The sequence below is a fragment of the Alkalinema pantanalense CENA528 genome, assembly GCF_050753345.1.
GTDB classification, from domain to species: Bacteria; Cyanobacteriota; Cyanobacteriia; order Leptolyngbyales; family Leptolyngbyaceae; genus Alkalinema; species Alkalinema pantanalense.
The window spans coordinates 1-25,253 of the sequence record NZ_JBLZFX010000092.1; the positions used below are offsets into that span (position 1 = coordinate 1).

The 25,253-nt window shown below is 48.9% G+C and carries 23 protein-coding genes; 13 read left to right on the plus strand and 10 right to left on the minus strand.

Annotated features, from left to right (window positions below):
- Window positions 1-336: 336 nt before the first annotated feature.
- From ACN4EG_RS21990 to ACN4EG_RS22005, 4 genes are all read left to right on the plus strand, one after another.
- A complete protein-coding gene (locus ACN4EG_RS21990) occupies window positions 337-1,278 on the plus strand; it encodes a ParA family protein (protein ID WP_431632340.1) in 942 nt (313 codons plus the stop codon).
- Window positions 1,279-1,793: 515 nt separating this feature from the next.
- The gene (locus ACN4EG_RS21995; RefSeq protein ID WP_431632341.1) at window positions 1,794-2,012 is read left to right on the plus strand and encodes a hypothetical protein; all 219 of its coding nucleotides are present in this window, start codon (window positions 1,794-1,796) and stop codon (window positions 2,010-2,012) included.
- Window positions 2,013-2,407: 395 nt separating this feature from the next.
- Complete coding sequence (locus ACN4EG_RS22000; RefSeq protein ID WP_431632342.1) at window positions 2,408-2,632, plus strand: DUF433 domain-containing protein; 225 nt, start codon at window positions 2,408-2,410, stop codon at window positions 2,630-2,632.
- Window positions 2,629-2,973 carry a DUF5615 family PIN-like protein gene (locus ACN4EG_RS22005; RefSeq protein WP_431632343.1) on the plus strand — a complete coding sequence of 115 codons (345 nt, stop codon included), beginning with the start codon at window positions 2,629-2,631 and terminating at the stop codon, window positions 2,971-2,973. Before ACN4EG_RS22000 ends, ACN4EG_RS22005 begins: the two co-directional genes overlap by 4 nt.
- A gap of 23 nt (window positions 2,974-2,996) precedes the next feature.
- Here ACN4EG_RS22005 and ACN4EG_RS22010 read toward each other — a convergent pair whose 3' ends face one another.
- Both ACN4EG_RS22010 and ACN4EG_RS22015 read right to left on the minus strand, forming a co-directional pair.
- Complete coding sequence (locus ACN4EG_RS22010; protein ID WP_431632344.1) at window positions 2,997-4,367, minus strand: GH1 family beta-glucosidase; 1,371 nt, start codon at window positions 4,365-4,367, stop codon at window positions 2,997-2,999.
- A 63-nt stretch (window positions 4,368-4,430) separates the two neighbouring features.
- Entirely contained in the window at window positions 4,431-5,906 is a 1,476-nt protein-coding gene (locus tag ACN4EG_RS22015; protein WP_431632345.1) for an MFS transporter, read from the minus strand.
- An 87-nt stretch (window positions 5,907-5,993) separates the two neighbouring features.
- Here ACN4EG_RS22015 and ACN4EG_RS22020 point away from each other — a divergent pair, with 87 nt between their 5' ends.
- The 3 genes from ACN4EG_RS22020 to ACN4EG_RS22030 all read left to right on the plus strand — a co-directional run bounded on the left by ACN4EG_RS22020 (window position 5,994) and on the right by ACN4EG_RS22030 (window position 7,742).
- Window positions 5,994-6,521, plus strand: a complete 528-nt coding sequence (locus ACN4EG_RS22020; RefSeq protein WP_431632346.1) for a phosphoribosyltransferase — start codon at window positions 5,994-5,996, stop codon at window positions 6,519-6,521.
- A 323-nt stretch (window positions 6,522-6,844) separates the two neighbouring features.
- Window positions 6,845-7,459, plus strand: coding sequence for a hypothetical protein (locus ACN4EG_RS22025; protein WP_431632347.1), 615 nt, complete (start codon window positions 6,845-6,847; stop codon window positions 7,457-7,459).
- Complete coding sequence (locus ACN4EG_RS22030) at window positions 7,452-7,742, plus strand: DUF6737 family protein (protein ID WP_431632348.1); 291 nt, start codon at window positions 7,452-7,454, stop codon at window positions 7,740-7,742. The genes ACN4EG_RS22025 and ACN4EG_RS22030 overlap by 8 nt, the downstream gene beginning before the upstream one ends.
- On the opposite strand, the gene ACN4EG_RS22035 is transcribed toward ACN4EG_RS22030, so the two are convergent.
- A complete protein-coding gene (locus ACN4EG_RS22035) occupies window positions 7,718-8,401 on the minus strand; it encodes a C40 family peptidase (protein WP_431632361.1) in 684 nt (227 codons plus the stop codon). The two genes, ACN4EG_RS22030 and ACN4EG_RS22035, sit on opposite strands and share 25 nt — an antisense overlap.
- Before the next feature lie 213 nt (window positions 8,402-8,614).
- Between ACN4EG_RS22035 and ACN4EG_RS22040 the strand changes: the two genes are divergently transcribed.
- The gene (locus ACN4EG_RS22040) at window positions 8,615-9,556 is read left to right on the plus strand and encodes a serine hydrolase (RefSeq protein ID WP_431632349.1); all 942 of its coding nucleotides are present in this window, start codon (window positions 8,615-8,617) and stop codon (window positions 9,554-9,556) included.
- An 865-nt stretch (window positions 9,557-10,421) separates the two neighbouring features.
- On the opposite strand, the gene ACN4EG_RS22045 is transcribed toward ACN4EG_RS22040, so the two are convergent.
- Window positions 10,422-11,006, minus strand: a complete 585-nt coding sequence (locus tag ACN4EG_RS22045) for a glyoxalase-like domain protein (RefSeq protein WP_431632350.1) — start codon at window positions 11,004-11,006, stop codon at window positions 10,422-10,424.
- A gap of 313 nt (window positions 11,007-11,319) precedes the next feature.
- Between ACN4EG_RS22045 and ACN4EG_RS22050 the strand changes: the two genes are divergently transcribed.
- Both ACN4EG_RS22050 and ACN4EG_RS22055 read left to right on the plus strand, forming a co-directional pair.
- Window positions 11,320-11,937, plus strand: a complete 618-nt coding sequence (locus tag ACN4EG_RS22050) for a sigma-70 family RNA polymerase sigma factor (RefSeq protein WP_431632351.1) — start codon at window positions 11,320-11,322, stop codon at window positions 11,935-11,937.
- A gap of 352 nt (window positions 11,938-12,289) precedes the next feature.
- Window positions 12,290-13,369, plus strand: a complete 1,080-nt coding sequence (locus tag ACN4EG_RS22055) for a tetratricopeptide repeat protein (RefSeq protein ID WP_431632352.1) — start codon at window positions 12,290-12,292, stop codon at window positions 13,367-13,369.
- A gap of 11 nt (window positions 13,370-13,380) precedes the next feature.
- On the opposite strand, the gene ACN4EG_RS22060 is transcribed toward ACN4EG_RS22055, so the two are convergent.
- From ACN4EG_RS22060 to ACN4EG_RS22070, 3 genes are all read right to left on the minus strand, one after another.
- A complete protein-coding gene (locus ACN4EG_RS22060; RefSeq protein WP_431632353.1) occupies window positions 13,381-13,710 on the minus strand; it encodes an ATP-dependent metallopeptidase FtsH/Yme1/Tma family protein in 330 nt (109 codons plus the stop codon).
- Window positions 13,711-13,749: 39 nt separating this feature from the next.
- Window positions 13,750-14,664, minus strand: a complete 915-nt coding sequence (locus ACN4EG_RS22065) for an ImmA/IrrE family metallo-endopeptidase (RefSeq protein WP_431632354.1) — start codon at window positions 14,662-14,664, stop codon at window positions 13,750-13,752.
- A gap of 163 nt (window positions 14,665-14,827) precedes the next feature.
- The gene (locus ACN4EG_RS22070; protein WP_431632355.1) at window positions 14,828-17,152 is read right to left on the minus strand and encodes a diguanylate cyclase; all 2,325 of its coding nucleotides are present in this window, start codon (window positions 17,150-17,152) and stop codon (window positions 14,828-14,830) included.
- Window positions 17,153-17,739: 587 nt separating this feature from the next.
- Between ACN4EG_RS22070 and cobA the strand changes: the two genes are divergently transcribed.
- The 3 genes from cobA (at window position 17,740) to ACN4EG_RS22085 (ending at window position 21,508) form a co-directional block, all read left to right on the plus strand.
- Window positions 17,740-19,389, plus strand: a complete 1,650-nt coding sequence (cobA, locus tag ACN4EG_RS22075; protein WP_431632356.1) for a uroporphyrinogen-III C-methyltransferase — start codon at window positions 17,740-17,742, stop codon at window positions 19,387-19,389.
- 108 nt (window positions 19,390-19,497) lie between these two features.
- Window positions 19,498-20,133, plus strand: a complete 636-nt coding sequence (locus ACN4EG_RS22080) for a hypothetical protein (protein WP_431632357.1) — start codon at window positions 19,498-19,500, stop codon at window positions 20,131-20,133.
- Between the two features lie 253 nt (window positions 20,134-20,386).
- A complete protein-coding gene (locus ACN4EG_RS22085; protein ID WP_431632358.1) occupies window positions 20,387-21,508 on the plus strand; it encodes a DegT/DnrJ/EryC1/StrS family aminotransferase in 1,122 nt (373 codons plus the stop codon).
- 327 nt (window positions 21,509-21,835) lie between these two features.
- On the opposite strand, the gene ACN4EG_RS22090 is transcribed toward ACN4EG_RS22085, so the two are convergent.
- The 3 genes from ACN4EG_RS22090 to ACN4EG_RS22100 all read right to left on the minus strand — a co-directional run bounded on the left by ACN4EG_RS22090 (window position 21,836) and on the right by ACN4EG_RS22100 (window position 25,193).
- Window positions 21,836-22,483, minus strand: a complete 648-nt coding sequence (locus tag ACN4EG_RS22090; RefSeq protein ID WP_431632359.1) for a hypothetical protein — start codon at window positions 22,481-22,483, stop codon at window positions 21,836-21,838.
- Window positions 22,484-22,803: 320 nt separating this feature from the next.
- Window positions 22,804-23,936 (minus strand): IS630 family transposase gene (locus ACN4EG_RS22095; protein ID WP_431632360.1). Its coding sequence is split into 2 segments (ribosomal slippage): window positions 22,804-23,507 and window positions 23,507-23,936, totalling 1,134 coding nucleotides; the frame shifts between segments, so codons are not numbered across the junction.
- A 1,071-nt stretch (window positions 23,937-25,007) separates the two neighbouring features.
- The gene (locus tag ACN4EG_RS22100; RefSeq protein WP_431631247.1) at window positions 25,008-25,193 is read right to left on the minus strand and encodes a hypothetical protein; all 186 of its coding nucleotides are present in this window, start codon (window positions 25,191-25,193) and stop codon (window positions 25,008-25,010) included.
- Window positions 25,194-25,253: the final 60 nt, after the last annotated feature.

Consider the following 25,253-nt stretch of genomic DNA (forward strand, 5'->3'; position numbering starts at 1 on the left):
GGAGAGGGCGTGGGGGAGGGCGGCAGGGCACTGTAGGCTAATCCTGTGCTGACGATCGTAAGCCCTGTTATGGTGATCCAGTTCCGAAGTTGCATAGCTGTTCAGATTTAAACATCCTACGCTAGATAGAATCAGTCATAAATAAGAGAGTTCCGTAGGGGGAATCAAGGAGGGTTGAAAAAACAGTCGAGTGAGCGGGAATACAAACTCATGCTGCAAGGATCGGGAAGTTAATGTATATTGATGCCCAGTCCCTTGCTGAGGCAAGTTTAATCCAGCGAGCGGTCGGTGATTTAAGGATCCATGATTTAGTCAGATCTATCGAGGGGCACTCCTATGGCGTTTGTTATCGCAACAACCAATATGAAAGGAGGCGTGGGCAAGACGACGCTCACGGTGAATCTGGCCGCGTCCCTGGCAAAAAATCAAGGGAAGCGGGTGTTGATTGTGGATTTGGATACCCAGATCAGCGCGACGCTTAGTTTAATGCCGCCGGGAGAATTCGCAAAGTTACGCAATGATAAACGTACGTTGCGTTACCTTGTGCACCAAGCGATCGCCCGTAACCCCGATTTACCGAACTTGGCGCGGGATGCCGTAAAAAGCTATATCTGCAATGTCCCCGGTTTAAGCTTGATGTTGGGGGATATTGAAATTTATGACGAATATTTAGTGTCGGAAATGTTGCACAAGCGATCGATGCAACAGGGCCGCGCGGAGCAGTTTGAGCACGTCTGGAATGAGTTTGAGAAGAATTTAATTCGCAACATTCTGGAACCAATTTCTGCTGATTACGACATTATTATTCTCGACTGTGCACCGGGATATAACTTGATTACTCGCAGTGCGTTGTTGGCAAGTCATTATTATTTGATTCCGGCCCGCCCGGAGCCGTTGTCATTGATTGGAATTCAGTTATTGGAACGCAGAATTCATCGATTGCGAGAAGCCCATCGGGATGACCCCGGCATCAATGTTGATTTGCTAGGAATTGCCTTTTCACTGTCGGGGAATTTGCTAACGGGACGTTATTACAATCAAGTGATGAAACGCTTGAATGATGATTTCAGTGAAGCCAAGTTGTTTAAAACGCGCATTCCGATGGATGTGAATGTGTCGAAGGCGGTGGATAGTTATATGCCAGTAGTACTGAGCAATCCAGGTTGTTCGGGTGGCAAGGCGTTTCAACAGTTGAGCCAGGAATTTATGCAGAAGTTGACAACCTCTGCCCGTGTGAATGAACCCCCTTCTCAGTTTGCGCTTTCTAATTTAGAGTAAGCTGCCTTTCTGGTCAGTTTTAGCTTGGTTGAAAGCTGAGCGATCGAATTCAAACGCGATCGCTCAGTTTTTTGTTTTGGGAATTGCTGGGTGGAGTAAACACGATCGCGCTACGGGTGCTTAATGATACCTGAATCAAGGATTTTAAATACGGATTGACAGCGCCGCTACTTTATTCGTAGTGTGGTTCTCATAGCGATTGCCATGGGCATCCTTCTTTCACGAGACGGGTCAATCTGAAGCATGGGGTCGCTGGGTTCCCGAAAATTTAGGCCACTACTCGGGATTGCGCTAACAACCCCAAGTAGCTATTCCCCCTCGCTGGGTCAGCAGCAAGGCGGCTTGTTGAGAATTTTAACATTCGATCGAGCCACTCTTGTTTGTGATGTCAAACGGGGTGGCTCTAAATTTTTGGGCTTTCTTCCGCAGCCCTCATCCCCAACCCTTCCCCCGCAGGAGAAGGGAGCAATTTGCAGCGGGAAGAGGATTCACTACACTAAGGAGAAGCTCACAGGATGGCGAAAGGTTTTAGCGATCGTAGCGATCGTTCAGTTCAACACGGCCCACAACGCTTACAGATCCACTTAATCGGTCATCCAGAATTTATTCAAGATACGATTAATCAATTGCAGGCCCATCGCATCGCGGATCGGATTCATTGGAGTCAACCGATGCCGATCGTGCATTCCGATGGCCAATACATCAGCATCCTCAGCCGCGAACGCCAGCGGTAACAAGTGCAGAACAGGTGCTCCGGTAGGTATCTAATTCACTTCGGACACCTGGCCTACCGCAATTGATCCCAAATGGCTGTGAATCTACCCCTTAGTCTAATTAGAGTAGGGAAAGAAACCTACTTGTATTGTGACAGTGACGCAGGTTGCTGCCAGTTTCGCACTCCATACAACAGCAACCAAATGTCTTGTTTTTTATTGAGTCTGCTAAACCACTACCATAGCTCAATCAGGCAACCTGAATATCATTTCAACATAGATAACTAGAGAGGTTTTCCGCCTACAATAAATTAGCAGATTCCAGCAAGGGCTCTGAGAGGAATAGTGATGTGATAGCTTCTTGAGATAAACAAAACGTGCTTTTGATAGATGCTAATTTTGTGGAGGTACTTCAGATGTCAGAGCTACTGAAACGCATTACGGTTAATCCTAAACAGTGTGGTGGCCGTCCCTGCATTCGGGGTATGAGAATTCGAGTGTCCGATGTGCTAGATCTGTTTGCAGCAGGGTTAAGTGCCGAACAAATTTTAGAGGAACTGCCTGATTTAGAAATAGATGATTTACGAGCGTCGCTAGCCTATGCCTCACGTAAACTGAATCATCCCGTACTAGTGGCATGATTACCATCTGGATTGATGCACACCTATCCCCCGCGATCGCCACTTGGATTACGAATACTTTTGCAGTAACCGCAATCGCTTTACGGGATCTTGGGTTACGCGATGCAGAAGATCCGGAAATCTTTGAAGCTGCAAAAGCTCAAGGCGTTATCTTGATGACCAAAGATAGTGATTTTATTGACTTGATCGATCGCTTGGGAACACCACCGCAAATTATTTGGTTGACTTGCGGAAATACTTCAAATGCTCGGTTACGCGAGATCTTGAGTTCAGTTTTACCAGCAGCATTAGAGCTACTACGGGCAGGTGAAAAGTTAGTTGAGATTAGCGGAGATTCATGAAGAACCGGCCATGTCTTTAACCCTCACAACACCCGATTGGCTGCAATGCAAGCCGCATACCAATCAAAACTCGCCTTCGGAATCCGCGCTTGGGTCTTGTAATCCACATAGGTAATGCCAAACCGCCGAGAATAGCCCCACGACCACTCAAAATTATCCAACAAACTCCACAGAAAATATCCCTGCACCGGATACCCTTCCCCGATCGTCCGATGCAGCGCCTTCAACGACTGCCGCAAATAAAAAATTCGATCGGTATCCCACACCTCACCCGCAGGCGTTAACGTATCATCCGCCGCACAGCCATTTTCCGTAATCCAAATCGGTAAATCAGGTCGCTCCAACGTTTCCCGAATATGACGCACCGCCCAATATAAACTTTCCGGTACCACCTGCAACCACGGCATATGCAACTTGGGATATCCTTTGGGAATTGCGATAAACTCATAGCCCTTGGCATTGTCCGCTGCTCGAATGTACGCCCCCGTGTAAATATTCAACCCCAGAAAATCGATCGGTTGATGAATGGTTGCTAAATCACTCGGTTGAATATCTGGAGCATTCTCCCCCAATTCTGTTAGAAACGCTGGATGATAATTCCCCGTTAACGCTGGATAAAGAATCCCCCCCGTATAAAAATTATCCGGTAACGCCCGCTGGGCCGCCTGGATATGGGCCTCAGTCTCCACGATCGGCACAGTCACCCCAGGATTATCCACCAACGCCACCTGACAGGGTTGGGGCGACGCCGCCCGAATCGCTTGACAGCCCAGCCCATGGGCCAACAACGCATGGTGCGACGTTTGCCACACCTCCTTCCAACTGTTGACCCGCGTCCCTGGTGCGTGCTCTGGCCGCTTCCCCACGGCATACCCCAGGTGTGTAAAACAGGAAATTTCATTCAACGTTATCCAGCGCGTCACCCGATCTCCCAAGGCTTGCACCACCACCGTTGCATAGTCCGCAAAATCCTGCGCCATTTCCCGACAGCGCCAAGAGCCATAGCGATCCTCCAACGCCTGGGGACTGTCCCAGTGGAACAGCGTAATTACGGGCTCAATCCCCTGCTCCAACAGACAATCCACCAAACGATCGTAAAACGCCAACCCCTGGGCATTAACCGAGCCGCGACCCTCCGGCACAATCCGACTCCACGCCGTACTGAACCGATAATGCTTTGCACCCAACTGCCGTATCAACGCCACATCTTCCGCATAGCGATGGTAATGATCGCAGGCGATCGCGCCCGAACTGCGATCCTTGATGTGACACCAATGTTGACTGAACCGATCCCAAACGCTGGGCTTACGACCCTCAATATCCACCGCCCCTTCAATTTGATAGGCCGAAGTGGCCACGCCCCATTGGAATTGTTGTGGAAATTGATAGGTCATTAAGATCGTCCTCGATTGAGTTTCCCAATGCTGTGTGCATTCCCAACAGAACCCTATGAGGCATTATTCATCTATTGGATTTCCATTCCCCAACGATCGCTGCTTACGTTCATGGAGTTGCAACAAAATCTCCGCATGTTTCTCCCGAGTAATGGGATAAAAATACGTCAAAATAATTCCGATCGCCAATGCCACAGACGGCAAAGGCGCGATCGAAAAGCGAATCACATTTAAAACGGAATCTGGCTGAATTGGAAATGGTGTCATATCCGTGGGTTGCACATATCCTGCTGCTCCCAAACTTTGCAAGACCTGATTGACCGCCAACCCCAAACAAATCTTTTGTAGAAACACAATAAAACTATAGAAAATCCCCTCTCGCCGTTGTCCCGTGTTCAACTCATCCAGTTCAATCACATCCGGCAACATCGACCAAGGAATTAAATAGGCCGTAGATACCCCAACCCCCGCCATTACCGCCAAAACATACATTAAAACAACTTGGCCCGGCTGCAAGAAAAAGAGTCCAACTTGGGCAATCACCCACAAACTCATACCCATGAAATACACAGTTTGCTTCCCGTAGCGTTGGCTAACTTGATTCCAAATGAATAGCATTGCCATTGCCGTCCCTTGCACTGCCAACAGGACTAAACTGACATTTTCCTGGGGTAGCCGCATCCAACTGCGCACATAGTAGGGAATGATCGATGCTGTCAACTGCACCGCCAACCAGGAGCACAGATAAATTCCCACCACATAGCGAAAAGGGCCATTATTGAATGCAATCTTAATTTGTTGCAAAACAGGCATCGAAACACTATGGCCAATCTCTGGATCATTCTGTGCCGCAGCCATTGCCTGTTTTCGGGTTCCCCAAATGCACCAATAAATCGGCAAAATTGAAATGATCGAACAGATGCCACCCAGGATCAGATATTGCGTGCCTTGGTTGCCGGGAACCAGTTTGGAAACAACCAAGCTAATAATTAATGCAAGGATGCTACCTCCGATCGAAAACGAAAATCGGAAGCTATTTAAACTAGTGCGCTCATCATAGTCCTGGGTCAGTTCCGCCGTTAGTGCCGTGTAGGGTAGGTTGACTACCGTATAGAACGCATTGAACAGCACAGAAATCGCTGTGTAATACCAAAAGAGCCCCCACTGATTGCTGGCGGGATCATCACTAAAGTGCGGCACAATCCATTGCAGAAAAAAGAAAATCCCGAAGGGTACCGCGCCCCACATCATCCAGGGATAACGACGTCCTTGTTTACTTTGGGTGCGATCGCTCAAAACCCCCACCATGGGATCATTGACCGAATCCCAAATTTTTCCGACCAATTGCGTCAACCCTGCCAACGCCGGATTCAACCGTGCCACATCCGTTAAAAATGGCGACAGATAGGAAATCAGAATCATCGCCGTCACCGCAGGCCCAAAATCCCCGGCTCCAAAGGCAAGTTTAGTACCCAGGTTTAACTTGGGCGGCGAAGACTCCGGCGGCGAAGAGGCTGAGCGATCGGGAGGATTGTTCATAGAAAGTGCCTAGAGACTCGCTATCCGTTGTATCATCCTTTGCGATTAATGCAGCAGTTGTGAAGGAAGGCAAAGGAAGGCGCGTCAATGGCAGACCTCTACGTAACTTGGGATGAATATCATCAGAAAATTGAGCAGTTGGCGGCGCAGATTTACCAATCCGGCTGGGAGTTTAATCAAATCCTCTGTCTGGCTAAGGGCGGATTGCGGGTCGGCGATATTTTGGCTCGTATTTATGATGCGCCTCTTGCTATTTTGGCAACATCATCCTATCGGGGCGAAGGCGGTCGTAGCCGGGGCACTCTGGTTTTTTCCCGTGATCTCACCATGACTACACCTAATTTAGGCAGCCATATTCTGTTGGTGGATGACTTGGTGGACTCCGGTATCACCCTGAAAAAGACCCTGCCCTGGTTACAGTGTAACTACGGGTTTTATGTGGAAGAAGTCCGTACAGCCGTGATTTGGTACAAAGCCTGTTCGATCGTGACACCGGACTACTATGTGGACTACCTAGCGGACAATCCCTGGATTCATCAACCTTTTGAACGATATGAACTGATGGATCCTCAAGAACTGCTAAATCAGTCCCCAAGCCGTTCGATCGGGAACTGATCTAGATCACAGGGTGCCTCAGAAAGTTTGCTACAATACACTAAATACACAACCGTAGAATTGCGGTAAGCGCATCTATCTAAGCTTCACCTACTTGCAACAGTTGGTTCGCAACAGTTGGTTTGCAATAGTCAGTTGAATCATCTGCTGAATAGTATTGAGTTAGTCTTAAGTTCTAGGACTTCCTGGATGAATTGGCTAACCATTCACTGAATACGCAACGACCTTTCGTCCAATCTGCTGAGATCGGTGCTCAGTTCAGTCTTAAGCCGACGAGCCACGATCGCTAGGCACAAGCCACATAAGTAGGTGACTTAATGTAAGTGGGTGACTTATGGCATTACACCCTGTCCAACTTAATTCTGGCCTGGGAAGACTGCCAAGATCTGCGTCCTTTTTCGTCAGTATTGATCGTGCAGATGATAGGGAAAAGCCAACAAGACTCTACAAGCAACGCTCCTCAACGCCAAGCATTTCAACGTTTGGGAAGTTATCTAGTGGAAGCGGGCCTGATCACGCCAGCCCAGGTTGACGTTGCTCTAAACGATCAGCGCGTGATGGAAGATATGCGGTTTGGAGAAGTTCTAGTTGCTCGAGGCTGGATCAAGCAGCAGACCCTGGATTTCCTGATGCGTAAAGTGGTTGGCCCAGAACAAAGAGCCGCTAAACAGCGCAGCCAAGGCACCCCAGCGCAGGCTAAGCCTGTAGATCAGGTCACTGCTAAAAAGCCACCCACACCCCAGGAAGCCCCAGCCACTCCGTCAGTGCCTGCCGAGGCGAACTCTTTAGCGGTGGATGTACCCGTGCGGCAGCCCTATCGATCGGCGGCGGTCATGGCCAAACTGAAGGCTGCCGGATCTGCTGCAGAAATGCCGAACAATCGCAAAGCACTACCTTCTGTGCCTAATGATGAAGATGGAGTGAACTGGGTTGGGTAATCAAATTCCCGCGCAAACCGTTTGGCATTACAAACCTTGGTGGTGCCAGCCTTGGTCGATCGTCTTAACCGGATTGGCCATCATTTCCGGAAGTTGGTGGCTGCTGAGGATGATGTGGGTCACGGTTCTCGTGGCGATCCCAATCAGCCTGTGGATGGTCTACTTTGTGCTGATTTATCCCAAGCTGATTGCTGACAGTGGGTTATTGGAAGAGATGGCCCAGCACCATTCCGCTGCCATCCCCAATATTGACCAGGATCAGGTCAACTCTGGTGGTGAATAACTGGCGATCACTCGACCGGCTCCCCGTAACTGGGCGAAGTAATTGCAACTGACTGGGTGGCCCGTATCCGACAGTTCGTCAATGCCAATGCCGTTGCGCCCTTGATCTTTGCCTGAACTGTGAATGTACTGGTTCTGGCCGAGATACAGGCCAACGTGGGTGGCTTTTTCGGAGGTTCCAAAGAAAATTAAGTCACCGGGGATCACTTCAGACAGCGCGATCGGCTGCACAAAGGCTTCCTGTTGGTAGGCATCACGGGGCAGTTGAATCCCTACCGATCGAAAGGCCGCCTGCATCAACCCCGAGCAGTCGTAATTAGGGGCCACAGTTCCCCCCCAGAGATATTGGTTGGGCACTGCCATGGCCGCTTGGGTAAAGGCAATGACTTCGGGAATGCGATCGCGAATTTCTTCCGGCGTCAGGACAGGGGCTTGGTAGGGCGTATCGTCGGGAACCAGCTTTTCCCAATCCACGGGATTGAGCCAGCCGGGATAGCCATCTTCCACCAATTGCACCGCCAGCGGCACCATCGGAGGGCGCATCACCCCAATCACAGGCACCGTCAGTCGGAGCAGACGCCCCTGGGCCGCTTGGGTGACCAAGGACTTGAGGTCAGGAGAAGCATAGAGGTTGAAATCAGCGATCGTGCGGTACTGCATAGACACGGAGAGACAAAGAACAGAACGTTAGAACAAGATGCAAGCAATAAATGCAACCCATGATAAATGCAACCAATCAAAGGTGGCCTGTCAGCGGACAAGCCTGTCCACTGAAAATGGTTTTACAGGTTAAAAAGGTTTTACAAGTTAAAAAGGTTTTACAATCCAAAGCTGGGCTCAAACTGTGCCGAAATCCACTATCTGAAATTCATCATGCCATTTTTCTCTAGAGACAACGCCCTGCAAACCACAGGGGAACAAATTCTAGAAAAGACTTGGAAAACGTTTCCCTCTCTAGCGAGAAACCAAGTTGCCATGACTTGGCTGGTCTATGATCCACCTACTTTCGTGAATACCGGTGGAGCGTTGACTCCGGCAGAATTTTGGCAGCGATCGGTACGGGGCTTTAGTTACCGGGGCGTGGAATGTATTTACCCCGCCAGTGTGGCCAAATTGTTTTATCTAGTGGCGGCCCATGAATGGTTACAGCAGAACATGGTTGGGGGATCGGCGGAACTCGATCGGGCCTTGCGCGACATGATTGTCGATTCCAGCAACGATGCCACAGGTTTAGTGGTAGATATTCTGACAGGTACCACCAGCGGCCCTGAACTGCCCCCCGCCCCCTTTGAAACCTGGAAGCAGCAACGCAACATCATCAACCGCTATTTCCAATCCCTGCAATGGGAAGAATTTGCCACGATTAATATTTGCCAGAAAACCTGGGGGGATGGCCCCTATGGTCGCGAGCGAGCCTTCTATGGCGATAACCTGGCCAACCGGAATATGTTGACTAGCGATGCCACCGCACGGCTCCTGCACAGCATTGTGGGGGGGGTGGCTGTGTCAGCAGATCGATCGCAACAAATGATGCGATTATTAGCCCGATCGTTGGATCCCAGAGACTTAACAGCCGATCCTGAAAATCAGATTGTAGGGTTTATTGGCAGTGGGTTGCCCCCAACGGCGCAGATTTGGTCGAAGGCGGGCTGGATGAGCCAAGCCAGGCATGATGCGGCCTACGTAGAAATTCCAGGCCAGTTGCCGTTTCTTCTCGTCATTTTTACGGAAGGACGCGAGAACAGTGCCAATGAGGCCATCTTGCCATTCATTACCCAGCAAGTGGTCGAACAATTACCCAGCCTGCAATCCTAAGATGCCATTTCCGACTTGCTGGACGGAATTTCTTGAGTCTATGTCCCAGGGAGTACGTCCTACCTCAAATGGTATAGCCCAGGTAGTACTCCCTTGAATGTATCGATGAGGAGGTAATCCCTGCCGAAGCCAAATAGGTTACCAATTATGAAGCTTTTCGTAACCAGTTATGAAAAGACTGTGAATTATCATCAAAATGCGGAAAAAACAGCATTAAAGTAACGCTGAATACATTCTTAATGCTTCTAGGCTAGCGATAATTACGGACGTGTCCTAGAGTCAAATCACCAAAATCACTAGCCTTCCGCAAGGGGGCTATTTTTTTATCTTTTTTAGCTGTTAATAGCTAAGCTAAGATTTTGCTAAGTCTCATCTACCCTGAGACAGATAGATAGAAAGCAAATCCTGTAAAACTGCACAAAAAATTCACATGCTCATGATAGAGCTTAACAACTTTTTCGAGAAATGAGGCAGTCTGATTAAGTTTGTTTCAGGATATTTGTCTAACCATCCTCCTCTAAGGGAACAGCGCATAAATAAAATCCTAATTGGGTAAGGGGCGGAGAGTAAAAGGGTAGGAGGGTAGGGGAATGAAGAGGGGATATTATTTCTTTGCAAATCCCTAAGCTTGCGCGTCTTTTCGGCGTACTCATTTAAGCGTACTTATTGAGGCGTACTCATTAAGGCGTACTTATTGAGGCGTAAACATATCAGCTGAATGACTGAAACGCTATCCGAGGGAACACTGAATCGAGACAATCCTTGTCATTTCAATTGAAAAGAGCTGCCCTTTGACTTAGGACAGCCCCGTTTTAGGTGATTTATTGGATGGTTCCCGTTGGATTTGAGAGAATTCGCTAACGCTCTAATTACTCACTTCAGAAAGTTCAAGCACTCGGCTATCAAGGTCTTTCACCAGAAAATTTAAAGGTCGTTCCTGACGAATTTTGTACTTCAGCCCCAATGCCTGAACTCGTAGCAAAATTTGCTCTAGGCAGTCCCGATCGAAGCAAATGTGACGATGACGGCTGTTATCGCCCATGCTGGCCCCGGAGATCACATGGACTTGCACATTCTTGCGCAGTTGGTACCAGAGGCCATCGTTCCCTGCGCCCCGTGCTGTAACGCTGCCCGGTGTTCCCGCAAGGTACATGGGATTGATCCCTGCTGTCCCGAGGGACTGCTCGTAGTTGTAGTAGTAGTGCAGGGGAATCTCAGCGGTGCGCAAGTTGAGCAACCCTTCATAGAATTGGCGAGCCACGTCCAAGTCTGACACCATGACCGTGTAAACCTTGGGAGCACTCGTTAGAAACAGCCACATGGCACCCGCATAGGCCGCCAGAAGCATGATCATAATCCCCTGGGTGGAAAAAATTCCATCTCCCATCGCCGACCAAATACTCGCGAGAACGGGGGAAGACACTACGATCGCGATCGAGCTAAGAACCATGGAGTCACTCGCCTGAATGTTTAGAGATTGAACAAGAAGGAACCTAACAACATGTTACAAAAGCAGCTTGCCAAGGTAGAGTTTAATTCTACCAAGCTTCTAAAGGAGCCGTAAGCGGAACTGGAAGGACGGATAACCCGCCCTATGCCGATCTCTTTACCTATCGTCCTGGAACAGCCTCTAAAAAGACAGAAATCTCTGAAAAAATCTGTGTGCTTTTTAAGGCAGCCGTTTATGATAAGGGCGTGTTTCTGCTGGAAAGCTTGACAACTCGCTGTAAACTTGATCGTCTTGACTCTGTTAAGCACACACCGTGTCGATTCCTACCTTTCCTGAGGCCAACCATCCTATTATCAAGTCCTTGTTTAAAAACAGCGATCAGGAACTCTTAGAACTTTTTCAGCGATATCCTGATGCAGGACAGTATTTCACGGCTTTGTTTTGCCGCTACAATCCGATCGTTTATCGGGTTGTACAGCATTCTGCGCCCTCTCCGGTACAAACAGATTATCTCTTTGCCCTCATTTGGCGGCATATCTTTAATGAGCTTTCCGGTCTTGATCTACAGGTCTTCACCCAACCTGGTGTCACCTTTCAAAGTTGGTTGCTCAATGTCACAGCAGCTTGTATCAACGAGCTTAACTTACCGCCTGTAGAGGAAATCCATTACGACCTGAAAGCAGCATCTCCGCCGTTTTGGTGCTATCTCGATCGGGCGTTAGATGAAATGTCGCCGGAGTTGCGACTAATGATTGTCATGGCGCAGACGTTTAACTGGAGCGAAACACGAATTTCAGCCTATCTGCAAGCGGAGGGGGAGGTCATTCCGCCACTAGAAGTGAAACAACGATTGCAGGAAGGCTATCGGATTCTAGAAGCCCGCTTACCTGAAGATATCCGGGCGATTTACCTAACTCATAGTCAGTCATAACTCCAGTCATAACTAAAGTCCATAGCTAGTCATAGCTAGTCGTAACCCGTCTCCTTTTGGGAAATTCATTCTGGAGAGTAAGGTTGCGGATTTTCACGATCGGGGAATTCTAAGGAAAGTTCTCGGGGGATGCTGTTGACTGTGTTGACTGATTGGGGATTTGGGAAGGTTGGATAGGGCGTAAAGAAATTGTTAGAGAGCGAATTAATCTTGTAGCGGATATAGCTAACATTAAACTGACGTGAAAAGATTGCCCCTGTAACGTTTCCTCAGCCAATAAGTCCTAGAATGACCACGACCCAATTTCAACGTTGAGGGCTAGAGTTCCTGTCTATTGCTTGGAGTGCCATTTATGAAACGGTGTTTTCAGCCATTTTCTGCCAGTATTCTGTCCGTTGCGATGGGTGTGCTGCCACTGGTCAGCTTGGTGAGTTTAGTGACCTATGCAGATCGATCGCTTGCAGGCGATTTGAACCGTCAATTGGCGATTCCGCTCAACAGTGGAACTCTGAGTCAAGCTCGGAAGGGGGGCGATCGTTGGATGATGGCAGGCGATCGGCAACAACAGCAGGGACAGATGGAAGCCGCGATCGAGAGTTGGCAAAAGGCATTGGAACTCTATCGCCGGGTGGTGGATCAAGAGGCCCAAGGGCTAGTCTATCGGCGTTTGACTAAAGCTTATTTGGAGCTAGGGCGATCGATCGAGGCTGAAGATGCAGCACGGCGAGCCTTGGGCTTTGCGCGGACGCTCAATGATTATCAGAACCAAATTCTGGGCTACAACGAGGTGGGTCTACTCCTGATGAAGCGGGATCCGGCAGAGGCGGAAAGAAGCTTTGCAGAGGGAGTGCGGATTGCCACGGTCTTGAAGGATACGCCCGGTTTAGGAACCTCGTTGAGCAACTGGGGACTGGCAGCCAAGGCAACGGGGCAATATGCAACGGCGATCGAACGGTTGCAGAAAGGCTTGCCCTACCAGCGAATCGCCCTCGACTTTGCGGGGGAAAGTCGCTCCTATCAAGGGTTAGGGGACTCCTTTTTTGCCTTGGGTGAGTATCAAAAGGCCGCTGGTCACTACATCAGCGCCCTAGTCTTGGCACGGCAGTCTAAGCAACATCAAGTGGCCTTTCAGTCGTTGGAAGGGTTGGCCATGGCCTACGATCGCCTAGGGGCCAATAATGCAGCCATGGAAGCACTGCTAGATCGGGTCCGGTTGGCGGGGCGCACCTTGGAACCTGCGCAAGTGGTGGAGGCATTGCAGACGATCGCGGAATACTATTACCAGAAAAAAGATTGGGCCATGACCGATCGGGTTTACGAACAGGCGATTCAAATTGCCGAAGCCAATCAACTGGACAAAGATGTCCCCCAGTTGCGGAAATCCCTAGAAAACCTGCGGAACGAGTTCTATTTCCGCCGAGTGCGCCAGTAGGGGGCAACCTACTATCGGGACAGAACAGAAATATCAATCCCGTGTTTCGTCAGGCGTTCAATGAGCTTGGGGTCATTTTGGGGCAGGTCAATGAGAAATCGCTGCCCATCTTTGCGGGTGGCGATCGCTTGGGTTCGATCGCTAGTCAAACTTACTTTTTCCACTTGTTTTGCTTCTATCTGCTGAATGAACTGAGGATATTCCCAGTGGCCATCTACTTGGGGTGGCGCTTTCATGCAGGCGGTAAACCCTGGGGTAAACCAGGTGAGGACAATCAGAACCTCGAGGGAGAATCGTCTGGTTGTTTGCAAGCATTGTTGAGCAAAAGCGATCTGGGGCATAGTGGCTACAGGGTAAGGGTGGGAGAGAGCCATTCTGGATTATGCATGTAACAGGGAAATAATGCAGGGTTTATCGCCAATTTGGACGGACATGGCTTCGATACGGCCATCGATCGTGCCCCAACCAAACTGGAGAACTTCCTGTCCTTTTTGAGTTTGTCCTGTTGTGAGAGCTTGAGCAATGAGTGAGGTGTCCTCGATCGATTTATCGCGGGGCAAAAATCCGGCTTGCCAATCGGGGCTAGTGACACGCCACCAAATCCGGAGTTTGGGTAAATATTCTGGCTTAGATTGCTCTGGCTTAAATTGCTCTGACTGAGCTTGAGATTGCTCGGTGCTTGCTCGGCTCATTTTGGCGGCTTTGCGTTCTGAGGGTTTGAGCGATCGATGCCAGACGATGAGGGCGTGCTGCCCGGAGGCCAGTTCCACCATGCGGATCAGGGTAGCTAATAAAGAAGTTTGGTACAGGGCAGAAAGCGATCGTGCAGTTTCCAAGGAAACGCCTAGGTGATTGAGATGGGAGCTAAATTGCGATCGAGGCATGAGGAGTTCCGCCGCTCCAGCATCACACAGTTTTTCTTTGCGGGCTTCGTCCCAGGTGGGAATGTTCAGCTTTTGGGCGACATCCGCTTGAGCATCAAAGAGAAGCTCCATCAGTTCGTGGCCTTCGGTGAAGCGTTGGCGCACGATCGGGTCGTCTTCTTTGATTAAAATGACGCCTTTATACGTATCTAACAGAATACCCTGTTGTTCATTAAGCGGAACACGGAGCGGAATGGGCATCCCGAAGTAGGAATAAATGGAATCTAGATCCGTGGGTAAACGGTTGGATAAACCAGCTGACTCTCTTAAAAATTCCACATAGTGAAACACATCTGCCTCGGTTTGGAGGGAACCATAGCGATGCAAAAAGGCATAGCCGGGATGTTGGTAGCGCGGCGGCAGAGGGGACACAGTTTTTTGACTCCAGGTTTTGCTGACCAGGTTTTGCTGACTCTGGGATAACCATCGATCGAAGGAAAATGGGGGATTGAGATCGCTCCTGTTCCATTCAATCGCTTTCTTCCAGAGTTGGCAAATCGCTGCGCCAACTGGCTGTCAAGGAACGACGGGGGTATCAAAGTATTTTGGGTATTAGCATTGAGGGTAGAAGCGGTTCTCCCTGACTTGCAGATAAACAGGCAGCCACTTCGACCCGATCGCGCCCCAACCGTTTCGCTTGATAGAGTGCATTATCAGCGGCTCGTAAAAGTTCATCGACAGTTTGTCCATGGAGCGGGAAACTGGAAATTCCTAGGGAAACCGTCACGATCTGCTGTTGCGCAGCAGCTTGAGTAGATGCATCGTGGGAAAGCGTATCGTCAGCAATGTTAGCCGGGAAAAACATAAACTGTCGAATTTGTTGCCGCAATTTTTCCGCCCGACGATAGGCCGATTGCAAATCTGTATTTGGCAAAATCAAAGTGATTTCTTCGCCCCCATAGCGACAAATCACATCGGTCGATCGACTGTTGGACAGTAACAACTGACCCAATTGTTGTAACACTCGATCGCCTGCCTCATGGCCCAACGTATCATTTAAACGTTTAAAGTAATCAATATCCAGCATGATGAGGCTAAAGATCTGTCTATAGCACAATGCCTGCTGTACTTCGCGATCGAGGGTCGTTTGTAAGTAACGACGATTAAACAACCCGGTTAAGGGATCTCTCACACTTTGATAGTGTAAGTCCTCCCTCAATTTTAAATTAGCTAACGCCAAGGCCACATGCTCAGCCACAGTAACAGCCAACTGGTGAGTGGCTTCTGAAATCATCCAGTCTGACCCTAAGATCAACAGTCCGATCGACTGACCTTGGGTCAACATGGGAACGCACAGCCGATAACTCCAATCCTCAACAATCATGCAGTGCTGACACCCTCGATCGACCTGTCCCTGCTCACCTCGGTGGGATTTACCCCGGCGGATTGCCCAACAAGCCTCTAGGCTATGGGTTGAACAGAGAGGGGGGGCGGGGCTTCCCCAAGCAATAATATTGCTGGTCAGGTCACGGGCTTGCGCTGCATACTCAGGTGGCGACTGAGTCCTTAAATCATGCTGGCTCCCACCATTGCACCCATGTCCTAAATCATTAAACAAGTACAAACGGCCTGAGAGCTGGGGAAACATCGATGCCAATATTTTGGGCAAAAATGCATAGGCTTCTGCTAAGTTCTGACAAGCATGGAGATAGTGGCCAAGTTGTCCCAAAAGTGCAATTTCTTGATTGCGTTGAGCCAGTTCGCCCAAACGATATTGCAACTCTAGATTAGCCGCTTTCAATTGGGATTCTGCATGTTTCCGTTCTAGTACCTCTTGATGCAGCTTTTGGTTAGTTTCTAAAAGCTCCTGGGTCCGTTGACTAAACTGGTTGCTTAAAATCTGATGAACATTCCTAAGATTGTGCTCAACCCTTTCTCGTTTTTCAATTTCTGTCCGTAACTTGTGGTTTGTGACTTCCAAGTCTTGGTTGTGTTGAACCATCACTTTTTGTAAGACTTGAATCTGCTGCTTTAAATGGTGGATGATACTAACGAGTTCAATCGGATCCCACAGTTGCACTAAATTGGTGTGAGTCAGAATTCCTAATAAACTTTGGCATTCATCGGTGACAACTACTCGGCGGATGGAATGTTGTTGCATTAATTGCTCGGCTGCTTGCAAAGAACTGCTCGGCGATACTTGAATCACAGGAGCATTCATCACATCCGCCACGATCGTCGTTTCAAAGTTCACTGCCTGAAGCTGCAAACGCACAATATCGCGTTCCGTTAAAATGCCTTGGGGCACAATCCGATCGTGGTCTTGAACTGCAATCACTAGAGAACTAATCTGATGCTGCACCATTTGAGCCGTCGCAGCCAGCAAAGTTGCAGTGGGGGAGATCCAAATCACCGATTGGGTCATCACTTCATCCACCCGCCGTTGCCGTAAAAAATTCACGGGCTCCAGCGATCGTCGGATTTCCTCCAGGGTCACTATCCCCAAGAGCAGCCCTTGCTGATCGACCACCGGAAGATGACGCAACCGAGCCTGCTGGAAATAAGTCAAAACTTGGGTAATTTGCAACTCTGGAGCAAAGGTCAGAGTTTGAAGGTGTTGGGTCATGACCTCGCGAACTTGCAACTTCGCAAGATTGCCCCCAGACGCTGACAGCCGAACAATATCATGCTCCGTCACAATTCCCAACAGCTTGTCATGCTTGACCACCAAGACATAACTTGACTGCTGATTCCTAGATAGGCATGTTAGGTGATCCGTTGGGTCAGCTTGCACTGAGGGGTGATCTCCCCCTTGCATCTTCCAAAGGGCATCGACTAAAGATAGTTCAGGAGAAACGATCGTGGGAGATCGATCGATTACAGATTCCAACGCCAGCATACCGTAGTCCATCAAAACCATCGCTACTACGCCTCAAGTAGTCGGCTTTTCAGATAACCCCGTTTCTAACCTGTCTTTCAAAATAGCAACCGAAAGGGTTGAATCGATCGCACGAATTGATTGCAAATTTGTGTAATAAGATACAGTCTTCCAAGTCAGATCATGGTGTATCGAAACTGAGCGCAGGCCAATAGGCTAAAAATGCTCAATCAGATATCACCTGAAAACCGCTAGAAGCTACTCAGGAAAACCTTAGATCTAACAAAAGATCTAAAAAATTGATTGAACCAAACCAGTCAAAGTAGGAAAACAAATTAACTAATCTAAATCTGCTAGAAATCTGTGCGAAAGAACGAAGTTAAGACTCAATACTTCTATCTGGTCATGGCACACTAGAAGTACCATCACCCATCACCAAACATCACTCAGGACAAAAATACTGTAAGTGAAAGAGGAAATATACAGCTTGAGGAAAGATCTTCTTGGAGCTGTTTGTTTCTAACTTTCCTCGTTAACTTACCTTAGACTGACATATTTTTCAACAGAGAATTAAATTCATAGAGTTTATTTAAGATTTTCAAGTTTGATTAAAGTTTCTTTGAGGCTGTATGACAGGGTTTGCTTATTTTGTAGGTTCCGGCTGCGGCACGATCGATGCTCTTACTGTGCGCGGCTATCAGCTTCTCTGCCAAGCAGAAGTGGTCATTTATGATGCGCTCATCGATGCAGAATTGCTGCAATATACTCAGTCAAGCTGTCTGACTTTTAATGTTGGGAAACGGGGCGGCCAACCCAGCCTAAAGCAGACAGAAATCGATCGGTTAATCGTTGAACAATGTCAACAGGGTAAGCAAGTTGTTCGTCTCAAAAGCGGAGATCCCTTTATCTTTGGTCGCACCACTTCAGAAATTCAAGCCGTCAAAGCTGCTCAGATTCCCTATGAAGTCGTCCCAGGTATTTCTTCTGCCCTTGCTGCGCCCCTATATGCGGGAATTCCCCTGACGGATCTGGTGCTGAGCCGCTGCTTTGCTATCCTCAGTGCCCACGATCCTGACGCCCTTGATTGGGCCACACTGGTGAATTTGGAAACCCTAGTCATTCTGATGGGAGGTCGCCATCTCGCCACGATCGTTGAGCAACTCATCCATCATGACAAGTCGTCTAATACTGCGATCGCGATTATTCAATGGGCCGGACGATCGGAGGAACGCATTTGGACAGGTGTGCTAGGGGATATTGTCCAAATCACCAAGGGCGAATCCCTCTCCCCCTGCGTCATGGTGCTTGGGGAAGTGGTGCGCCTCCGAGAATTTCTAGCAACTGAGAGAAAGCAGGATCCGCTTTCATCGACTGTCCCGCTGGTGCAAAATTTGAGGGCAGCCTTAAAACCCTATGCCGCCTCTATGCCTCAATCCACAGAGCCTCAATCTACGGATCCTTCTCCTTTGGAACAACGCCCCTTGGCCGATCGAACGGTTCTAGTTACCCGTTCCGCAGGCCAATCTAGTGAGTTTACCGACTTGCTGCAAGCCCAGGGCGCAACGGTGGTGGAAATGCCCACCTTGGAAATTACGCCGCCCTCCAGTTGGGACGCCCTCGATCGCGAGATTGCGCAGTTAAATACCTTTGACTGGCTCATCCTCACCTCCGCCAATGCGGTCAACTACTTCTGCGATCGCTTACTCGCACTGGGTCGAGATGCACGGGCGATCGGCCAGGTTAAAATTGCAGTTGTCGGAGAAAAAACCGCCGATTGCCTGCGATCACGGAGTCTAAACCCCGACTTTATTCCGCCCAACTTCGTTGCTGATTCTCTGATTGAAGCGTTTCCGGAACCCGTTGCAGGCTTCAAAATTCTCTTTCCCCGTGTGGAGTCGGGAGGCCGTGAGGTGCTGGTGAAGGAATTTACCGCCCAGGGAGCCACCGTCGTTGAAGTCCCTGCCTATCAGTCCGCCTGCCCCGCTGCGATCTCCCCTGAGGCTCTGCAAGCGTTACAATCCCGAGCCGTCGATGTGATTACGTTCACCAGTTCTAAAACCGTTCGCCATTTCTACCAACTCCTCGAAGCAGCGATCGACGGTTCTTCCCATGCCCTACTCGAACGGGTCTGTCTTGCCTCGATCGGCCCCCAAACCTCGAAAACTTGTCAAGATTTATTGGGACGGGTAGACGTTGAGGCCAGCGAGTATACCCTATTGGGATTAACCCAAGCGTTGCTGACTTGGCAGGTGACTGCGGAAAACCCTAGGAAGGTGTAAAAATAGTACTCTTGAACTATTTGATCAAAAATCTATGCTATTGTGAAAGTCACCATAAAATTTGCATCAATCCTCAGTCACTTCTAGTCAGCCAGGAGGGATGATCGGATGACCGTCGAACAAACTACCCAACTCCTACAACTCATCCTCAACTCCATTCTGATGGTGCTGGCCAGTGGCTGTATTTTAGGGGGCGCGATTTTGCGTCAACAGGGGCTGGAAAAAGCATTACAGATGACCAGTGCAGAACGATTTCAAGCCCTAAAATTCGCAGACAACTGCCCCGCTCTGCACCGCAAACTCCGATACCTACAACAGCAAGCTCGCCTCAACTATCGGGTACTGTTGCTGCTCAATTTTGCCTGTCTGCTGTTTGTCGCCAGCACCCTCAGCCTAATTCTGCGATCGCTGATTAACTGGGTCGGCTTGATCCATCTTTCTCTGTTTTTGTTTTCCCTGGGAACGAGCGCCTTTTTAGCTGGAGTCCTGCTGCTACTCTTCACCTTTTCCCAACCTTTGCGGGGCGATCGACGACTCCGCCGCGACCCTGGCCAACAATCCCGCTCCTTGCTTCCTTCCAGCCCACGATCGTCGCCCTACCCATCATCTCGTCGTCGCCTGCGGTTGCGCAACGCCCAGGGCCGATCGAGCCACCAAGTCACCCCTGTCGCAACACCCTCTAATTTAGCCAGACCTGCCTACAAACCACGCCTGCTTCCCCCTGCGTCTTCGCCATCTCATTAGTGCCATCCCATTAGCGCCATCCCATTCACTTTGCCCGCCATCGCAAATGTCCGCAACTAATCTCTGAGAGCGATGCCTGCGATCTGTGTCCGCGACCTCGACTCTGTCGCTTTGAATGATGGCTTTGATCGATTTAGTCTCACGGGGTATCGCCCTCAGTGCCAATTCTGTACATGAATCCTCTAAGAGGACACTTGCTATTAATCAGGTTTATTGAAACAATGCTGAAAAGTTTTATGTTCGGTATACCTGAGTGAAGACGATTCCTCCGTTTGACCTGTCGCAACAGTTTGAACTGATTGGCGAAGACCTGAACCAAGCCGTACTGAGGGTTTTGGCCTCTGGTCGTTACATTGGTGGCGCAGTGGTCGAAGACTTTGAACGCCAATTTGCGATCGCCGTGGGAACCCGTGACTGCGTGGCCTGTAACTCAGGAACCGACGCCCTCTATCTGGCGCTGCGGGCCTTAAAGATTGGCCCCGGTGATGAAGTGATTACGTCGCCCTTCACGTTTATTGCTACCGCGGAAACCATCAGTAATGTTGGTGCGAAACCCGTTTTCATCGACATTGATCCCGTCAGTTTTAACCTGGATGTCACAAAGATCGCTGCGGCCATTACGCCCAATACGAAAGCGATTATTCCAGTGCATCTGTTTGGTAACCCCGTTGATATGACTGCCGTCATAGCGATCGCTCAGCAACACAATTTAGCGGTCATCGAAGACTGTGCCCAGGCCACCAGTGCAGAGTGGAACGGTCAAGCCGTCGGCAGTATTGGCCACATCGGCTGTTTTAGTTTCTATCCCACGAAAAATTTGGGAACCTGTGGGGATGGCGGAGCCATCACAACCAACGATCCAGAGATTGCTAAAACCTTACGAGTATTGCGAGATCACGGTCGCACAAGCACCTATTACCACGAAGATTTGGGCGTTAATAGTCGGCTTGATGCCATTCAAGCTGCCATTCTGAGTGTCAAATTGCCTCATTTGAACCAGTGGAATCAACAGCGTCAAGCGATCGCCGATCGCTATGGTGAGTTGCTGAGTTCGATTTCGGCGATCGAATTGCCCCAGAATATTACCCAGGGAACCCATGTGTGGAACCAATACACCATTCGGGTCAAAGGATCCGATGGTAGTCAACGGGATCAACTGCGGCAAATGCTGCAATCTAAGGGGGTGAATTGTAATGTTTACTATCCCTTACCGTTACATTTACAACCTGTTTACCGATCACTCGGTTACCAAGCGGGGCAGTTGCCCTTGGCAGAACAGGCCGCCAACGAAGTCCTCTCTCTCCCCATGTTCCCAGAACTGACCCAAGAGCAGCAGGATCAAGTGATTTATGCGCTTAAAGATTGCTTCAGTTAACGTGAATTTGATGATGCGGGGGGCAGCGCGATCGTCGGGACTGCTGTGCAGCAGCGATCGAGAAACGTCTTCCCTCCTGGCAGGGGGCTTTCTACTCTCCCGACCCCACGGTGAATGCTCCCTTCCAAGGAAAGGGGATTTGTGGGGGCCGATTGTGTTGTTGAATACCACGTTCAGTTAAACTGCCATAACTCAGTGCAGTAGAACAGTGCAATAGAACTCAGTTGAACCGCGAGAACAGATGCAGCAAATTGGGATTGTTTGCTTGATCGACGATCGTTGGCTCCGGTGTAATGGAGGTCTGTTATCAATGAGAACCCTTTGGAATTACCCCTTCATTTCCCCATAATCTACGGAGATTAGTAAATAAGGGAAATCGATCGCAGAGGCATCCTGAGCCCTGAGATCAACGTTTTTTAGAATGCTTAAATCACTAATTTCATAGTTTGGGGTGGAATGGTATGCCCGCCATTGGGGAAATTCCCCTGTGGATTGCCGTCGTCCAGCGATAACATAGCGACCGCGCTGCAATTTAGGTCGATCGACCTCTGAACCCACTCCCCATTGATGGACGATCGAATCGGGTTCTGCCCCTTCAATGCACCAATCTAGAGAAAGGCTTAATCCATCCTTCTCATCCACGGGTACAAACAATTGGGTTGCCGGACTGCTATTCAGCCCATTGTTACAATAGCCCCAGGCACAGACTTTAATCAGCTGCGCCAGTTGGGCAGGGTGATAATGGATCGAAAGTGTTAGGGACTGCAAAGGGTAACTGGGCGGCAAATAAAGACGGTGAATTGTCAGTTGGGCTCCTAGGGTCAGAAATTTTGGATCGCCCATCGGCAAATTCTTTGCTAAGGCAAATGATTGTACGGTGGAAGGGGGGATCGGGTAAAATCCGATCGACCAAGCTGGATTTAAAAGTAGCCCCTGTGCAGACGAGGACTGTTTCCGCAGATCTCCAGACGGCACAAAGGAGACCTCCTCACAACCTTTGGGCTTGAGCGATTGCAACAGGTGTGAAAAAAGAAGGCTAGAAGAAAAGATCAGCCCTAACCCTAAAAAATTTCGTCTCCCCAACCCCGATCGCCCCTCCAGGGGACGTAACACCTGAGCCAGTTGGGATGATGATTTTTGGGGTAATAATTTTTGGGGTAATTGTTTTTTGGGTAATCGTTTTTGAGGTAATAATTTTTGGGGTACTGATTTAGATCGAAAATTCCTACCTTTCATCTCATTCAAACCTCCTCTCAAGAGCGACTGCCATCACCCATACACAAGCTAGTGGACTGTCAGTTTTCAATTTGTGGATAGAGGCGCTTCAGTCGAATCCGAGCATCGGCAGTAGTAAACTGCCAATCTACTGCCTTTTGCAATTGATTACGTTCAGTGTACCAAGCCTGGGTTTCTCGCTCTAACGTTTGGGGATCTGGAATGCGGCGATCTAAACATTGCCGGGTCATCGCAGAGAGTTCGTTTTCCGCAATATTCAACCAGCTACCATGCTTGGGCGTGAAGTGAATTTCTAGTCGTTCTGCAAGGCTGCGAGCAACCGCAGGAGGAAAGGCTTGATAGAGAGAAGCTATCTTATGAGTGTTTAACTGATCACAGACCAGGCTGACTTTCTCACAATCGGCATAGTCTTCGGTGAGTAATCGTTGAATTTCAACTGCCCAATCAACCGAGGTTCTGCGCTCAGTGACAACCGCTTTGCGCCACCCTGCTAGTGGTTCTGTGAACAAGAAAATGTTGGCAGTCCCATTGCGTTCATACTCATAATCGAAAGCTTCTGGATGCCCTGGTTTTGCGGGTAGGGGAACGCGAGTTTCTTTGACCAGTTGGATGGGTTGCTCATCCATGCAAATCACCGGCAAGTTGCGGTCATAAGGCCGGTGATAGACCTCTAACACATCTTCGAGATGAGCAACAAATTCAGCATTCTGTTCGGGCGGAATGACATACATCTGTCTCAGATGCGGCTTGAGTTCGTTTTTTTCAGCACTTGACGCACCGTTTCATGACTGATGCTCGGAATGATTGCTAACTCAACGGCTTTATCCGCAAGCAAGCGTAATGTCCATCGCGCATGGCCCGCAGGCGGTTCACTGCACCGCAATGCAATTAACTTGGCTTCTGCTTCCCCATCGCAAATGGCAGGTCGAGGGGCCATCTCACTCTGCTTCCGTTCCAAAGCAACTGCTAAGCCTTTTTCCACAAACCGCTGTCGCAGATTGGCAACAGTGTTGCGATGACAGTGAAACGTTTTCGCGGCTTGCTCATCGCTCCAAGCTTGTCCGTTGACATCAATGTTGAGCAAAAGGTTCGCATGTTTGATTTTGTAGGCTGGGGCTTTGCCTGTTGTGACTAAAGCTTGAAGTTGTTGTCGTTCTGCGTCAGTCAACCGAACAATGTACACTTTGCCCATACGATATTCCTACAAGAGTGGATTTCAGAACCAATCAGATCCTAAATCCATTCTCGCTCAAACTCACAAAATTAATCCTGACACTCCACTAGTCTCTCTCTATTTGATTTTTGGAAAATTAAGATAAAGCTTAATGCTTCTTCAAACTTCTTTTAACCAACTCCATTTGAGAGAATTCAACTATAGCGGATTGCGTAACGATAGGGAAGAGAGATAACGCTTGAAGCCTCTTCTATTGTGGGCTGTAGTATCAATTAGTCAAGTAAAAGGCGGTATCTTTTTGTACTTCTTGAATTCTCGATTGTTCCGAAGTTAAGTAATCCATTAAATCATGATGCAATCAATACAGACGATAAAATAAAGAGTTCTGGATAACACGATCGATTGATAGCAATTACCATAACCTGAGACCCGAGAGATCTAAGAGATTCCTCGATACAGCAGGATCCCAAGCAGATCCATCTCAGTATTGATCATCGGAAACGTGTGCTAAAAATGACAGGTAAATCATCAACAATAGCAGTCACTCAAGGGGGACTTAAAGCGAAGAAGACTAAGTTAAGGGGATGGAGTTAAGGAGATAAGTTAAGAAGATAAGTTCAAAAGACTAAGTTAAGAAGATAAATTGAAAAGATGAAGTTAGAAAACAACTGAATCTCATTGTCGAGGGCTTGACCCAAGTCAATCGGGTGTTTTTTCAACTGTGGTACAAGTGATTCAATAGGTTACTGAAGCGGAGGAATCGTTAGTATTGTTAGGGTGATTAGTGGTTGCAGTATTTATGCCAATGGAAGGGGAGATCGTGCAGTAGAAGGTGGAAGAAGCGCGATCGGGCACTAAATTTTTGTCGATCGATGACAAGATCGATGAAGTAGCAACAAAATAGAGAATGGAAGAAAGCTGAATATTCACACAGTGAACGACCCCGCCGCAAGCAGACGGGGTATCAGAATTGAACACTCGCGATCGACGAGATATTCGACCTCGATAAGACGGAAAAATCAGCCAAATTTTCTCAAAGTCCCCCTTAATAAGGGGGATTTAGGGGGATCGGACACTCGGAATCGACGATTAGCCTTCTAGCATAATCTCCCTCGCTGCCACGCGCACGACGGTGGGTTCTCCCCGTTTGCGGACGGTTTGACTCCATTCGTGGGCACTGATGAAGTTGAGAACGTGCAGAATGCCAATGGCAGCCTCAACAGCGTCATTGTCACCGCTGAGTTGAAGTTTGATTTTCTTGGTATAGCGTGTCATTGGGTTTCCTCAAAACGTGAAGTAAATGGACGAGGAAAACCCAAAAAGCTAGCCGCCCCG

Bases quoted from the DNA above. Each gene is read 5' to 3' on its own strand.
- ACN4EG_RS21990 (WP_431632340.1), top strand. From the start codon at position 337: ATGGCGTTTGTTATCGCAACAACCAATATGAAAGGAGGCGTGGGCAAG.
- ACN4EG_RS21995 (WP_431632341.1), top strand. From the start codon at position 1,794: ATGGCGAAAGGTTTTAGCGATCGTAGCGATCGTTCAGTTCAACACGGC.
- ACN4EG_RS22000 (WP_431632342.1), top strand. From the start codon at position 2,408: ATGTCAGAGCTACTGAAACGCATTACGGTTAATCCTAAACAGTGTGGT.
- ACN4EG_RS22005 (WP_431632343.1), top strand. From the start codon at position 2,629: ATGATTACCATCTGGATTGATGCACACCTATCCCCCGCGATCGCCACT.
- ACN4EG_RS22010 (WP_431632344.1), bottom strand. From the start codon at position 4,367: ATGACCTATCAATTTCCACAACAATTCCAATGGGGCGTGGCCACTTCG.
- ACN4EG_RS22015 (WP_431632345.1), bottom strand. From the start codon at position 5,906: ATGAACAATCCTCCCGATCGCTCAGCCTCTTCGCCGCCGGAGTCTTCG.
- ACN4EG_RS22020 (WP_431632346.1), top strand. From the start codon at position 5,994: ATGGCAGACCTCTACGTAACTTGGGATGAATATCATCAGAAAATTGAG.
- ACN4EG_RS22035 (WP_431632361.1), bottom strand. From the start codon at position 8,401: ATGCAGTACCGCACGATCGCTGATTTCAACCTCTATGCTTCTCCTGAC.
- ACN4EG_RS22040 (WP_431632349.1), top strand. From the start codon at position 8,615: ATGCCATTTTTCTCTAGAGACAACGCCCTGCAAACCACAGGGGAACAA.
- ACN4EG_RS22045 (WP_431632350.1), bottom strand. From the start codon at position 11,006: ATGGTTCTTAGCTCGATCGCGATCGTAGTGTCTTCCCCCGTTCTCGCG.
- ACN4EG_RS22055 (WP_431632352.1), top strand. From the start codon at position 12,290: ATGAAACGGTGTTTTCAGCCATTTTCTGCCAGTATTCTGTCCGTTGCG.
- ACN4EG_RS22060 (WP_431632353.1), bottom strand. From the start codon at position 13,710: ATGCCCCAGATCGCTTTTGCTCAACAATGCTTGCAAACAACCAGACGA.
- ACN4EG_RS22070 (WP_431632355.1), bottom strand. From the start codon at position 17,152: ATGGTTTTGATGGACTACGGTATGCTGGCGTTGGAATCTGTAATCGAT.
- cobA (WP_431632356.1), top strand. From the start codon at position 17,740: ATGACAGGGTTTGCTTATTTTGTAGGTTCCGGCTGCGGCACGATCGAT.
- ACN4EG_RS22080 (WP_431632357.1), top strand. From the start codon at position 19,498: ATGACCGTCGAACAAACTACCCAACTCCTACAACTCATCCTCAACTCC.
- ACN4EG_RS22100 (WP_431631247.1), bottom strand. From the start codon at position 25,193: ATGACACGCTATACCAAGAAAATCAAACTTCAACTCAGCGGTGACAAT.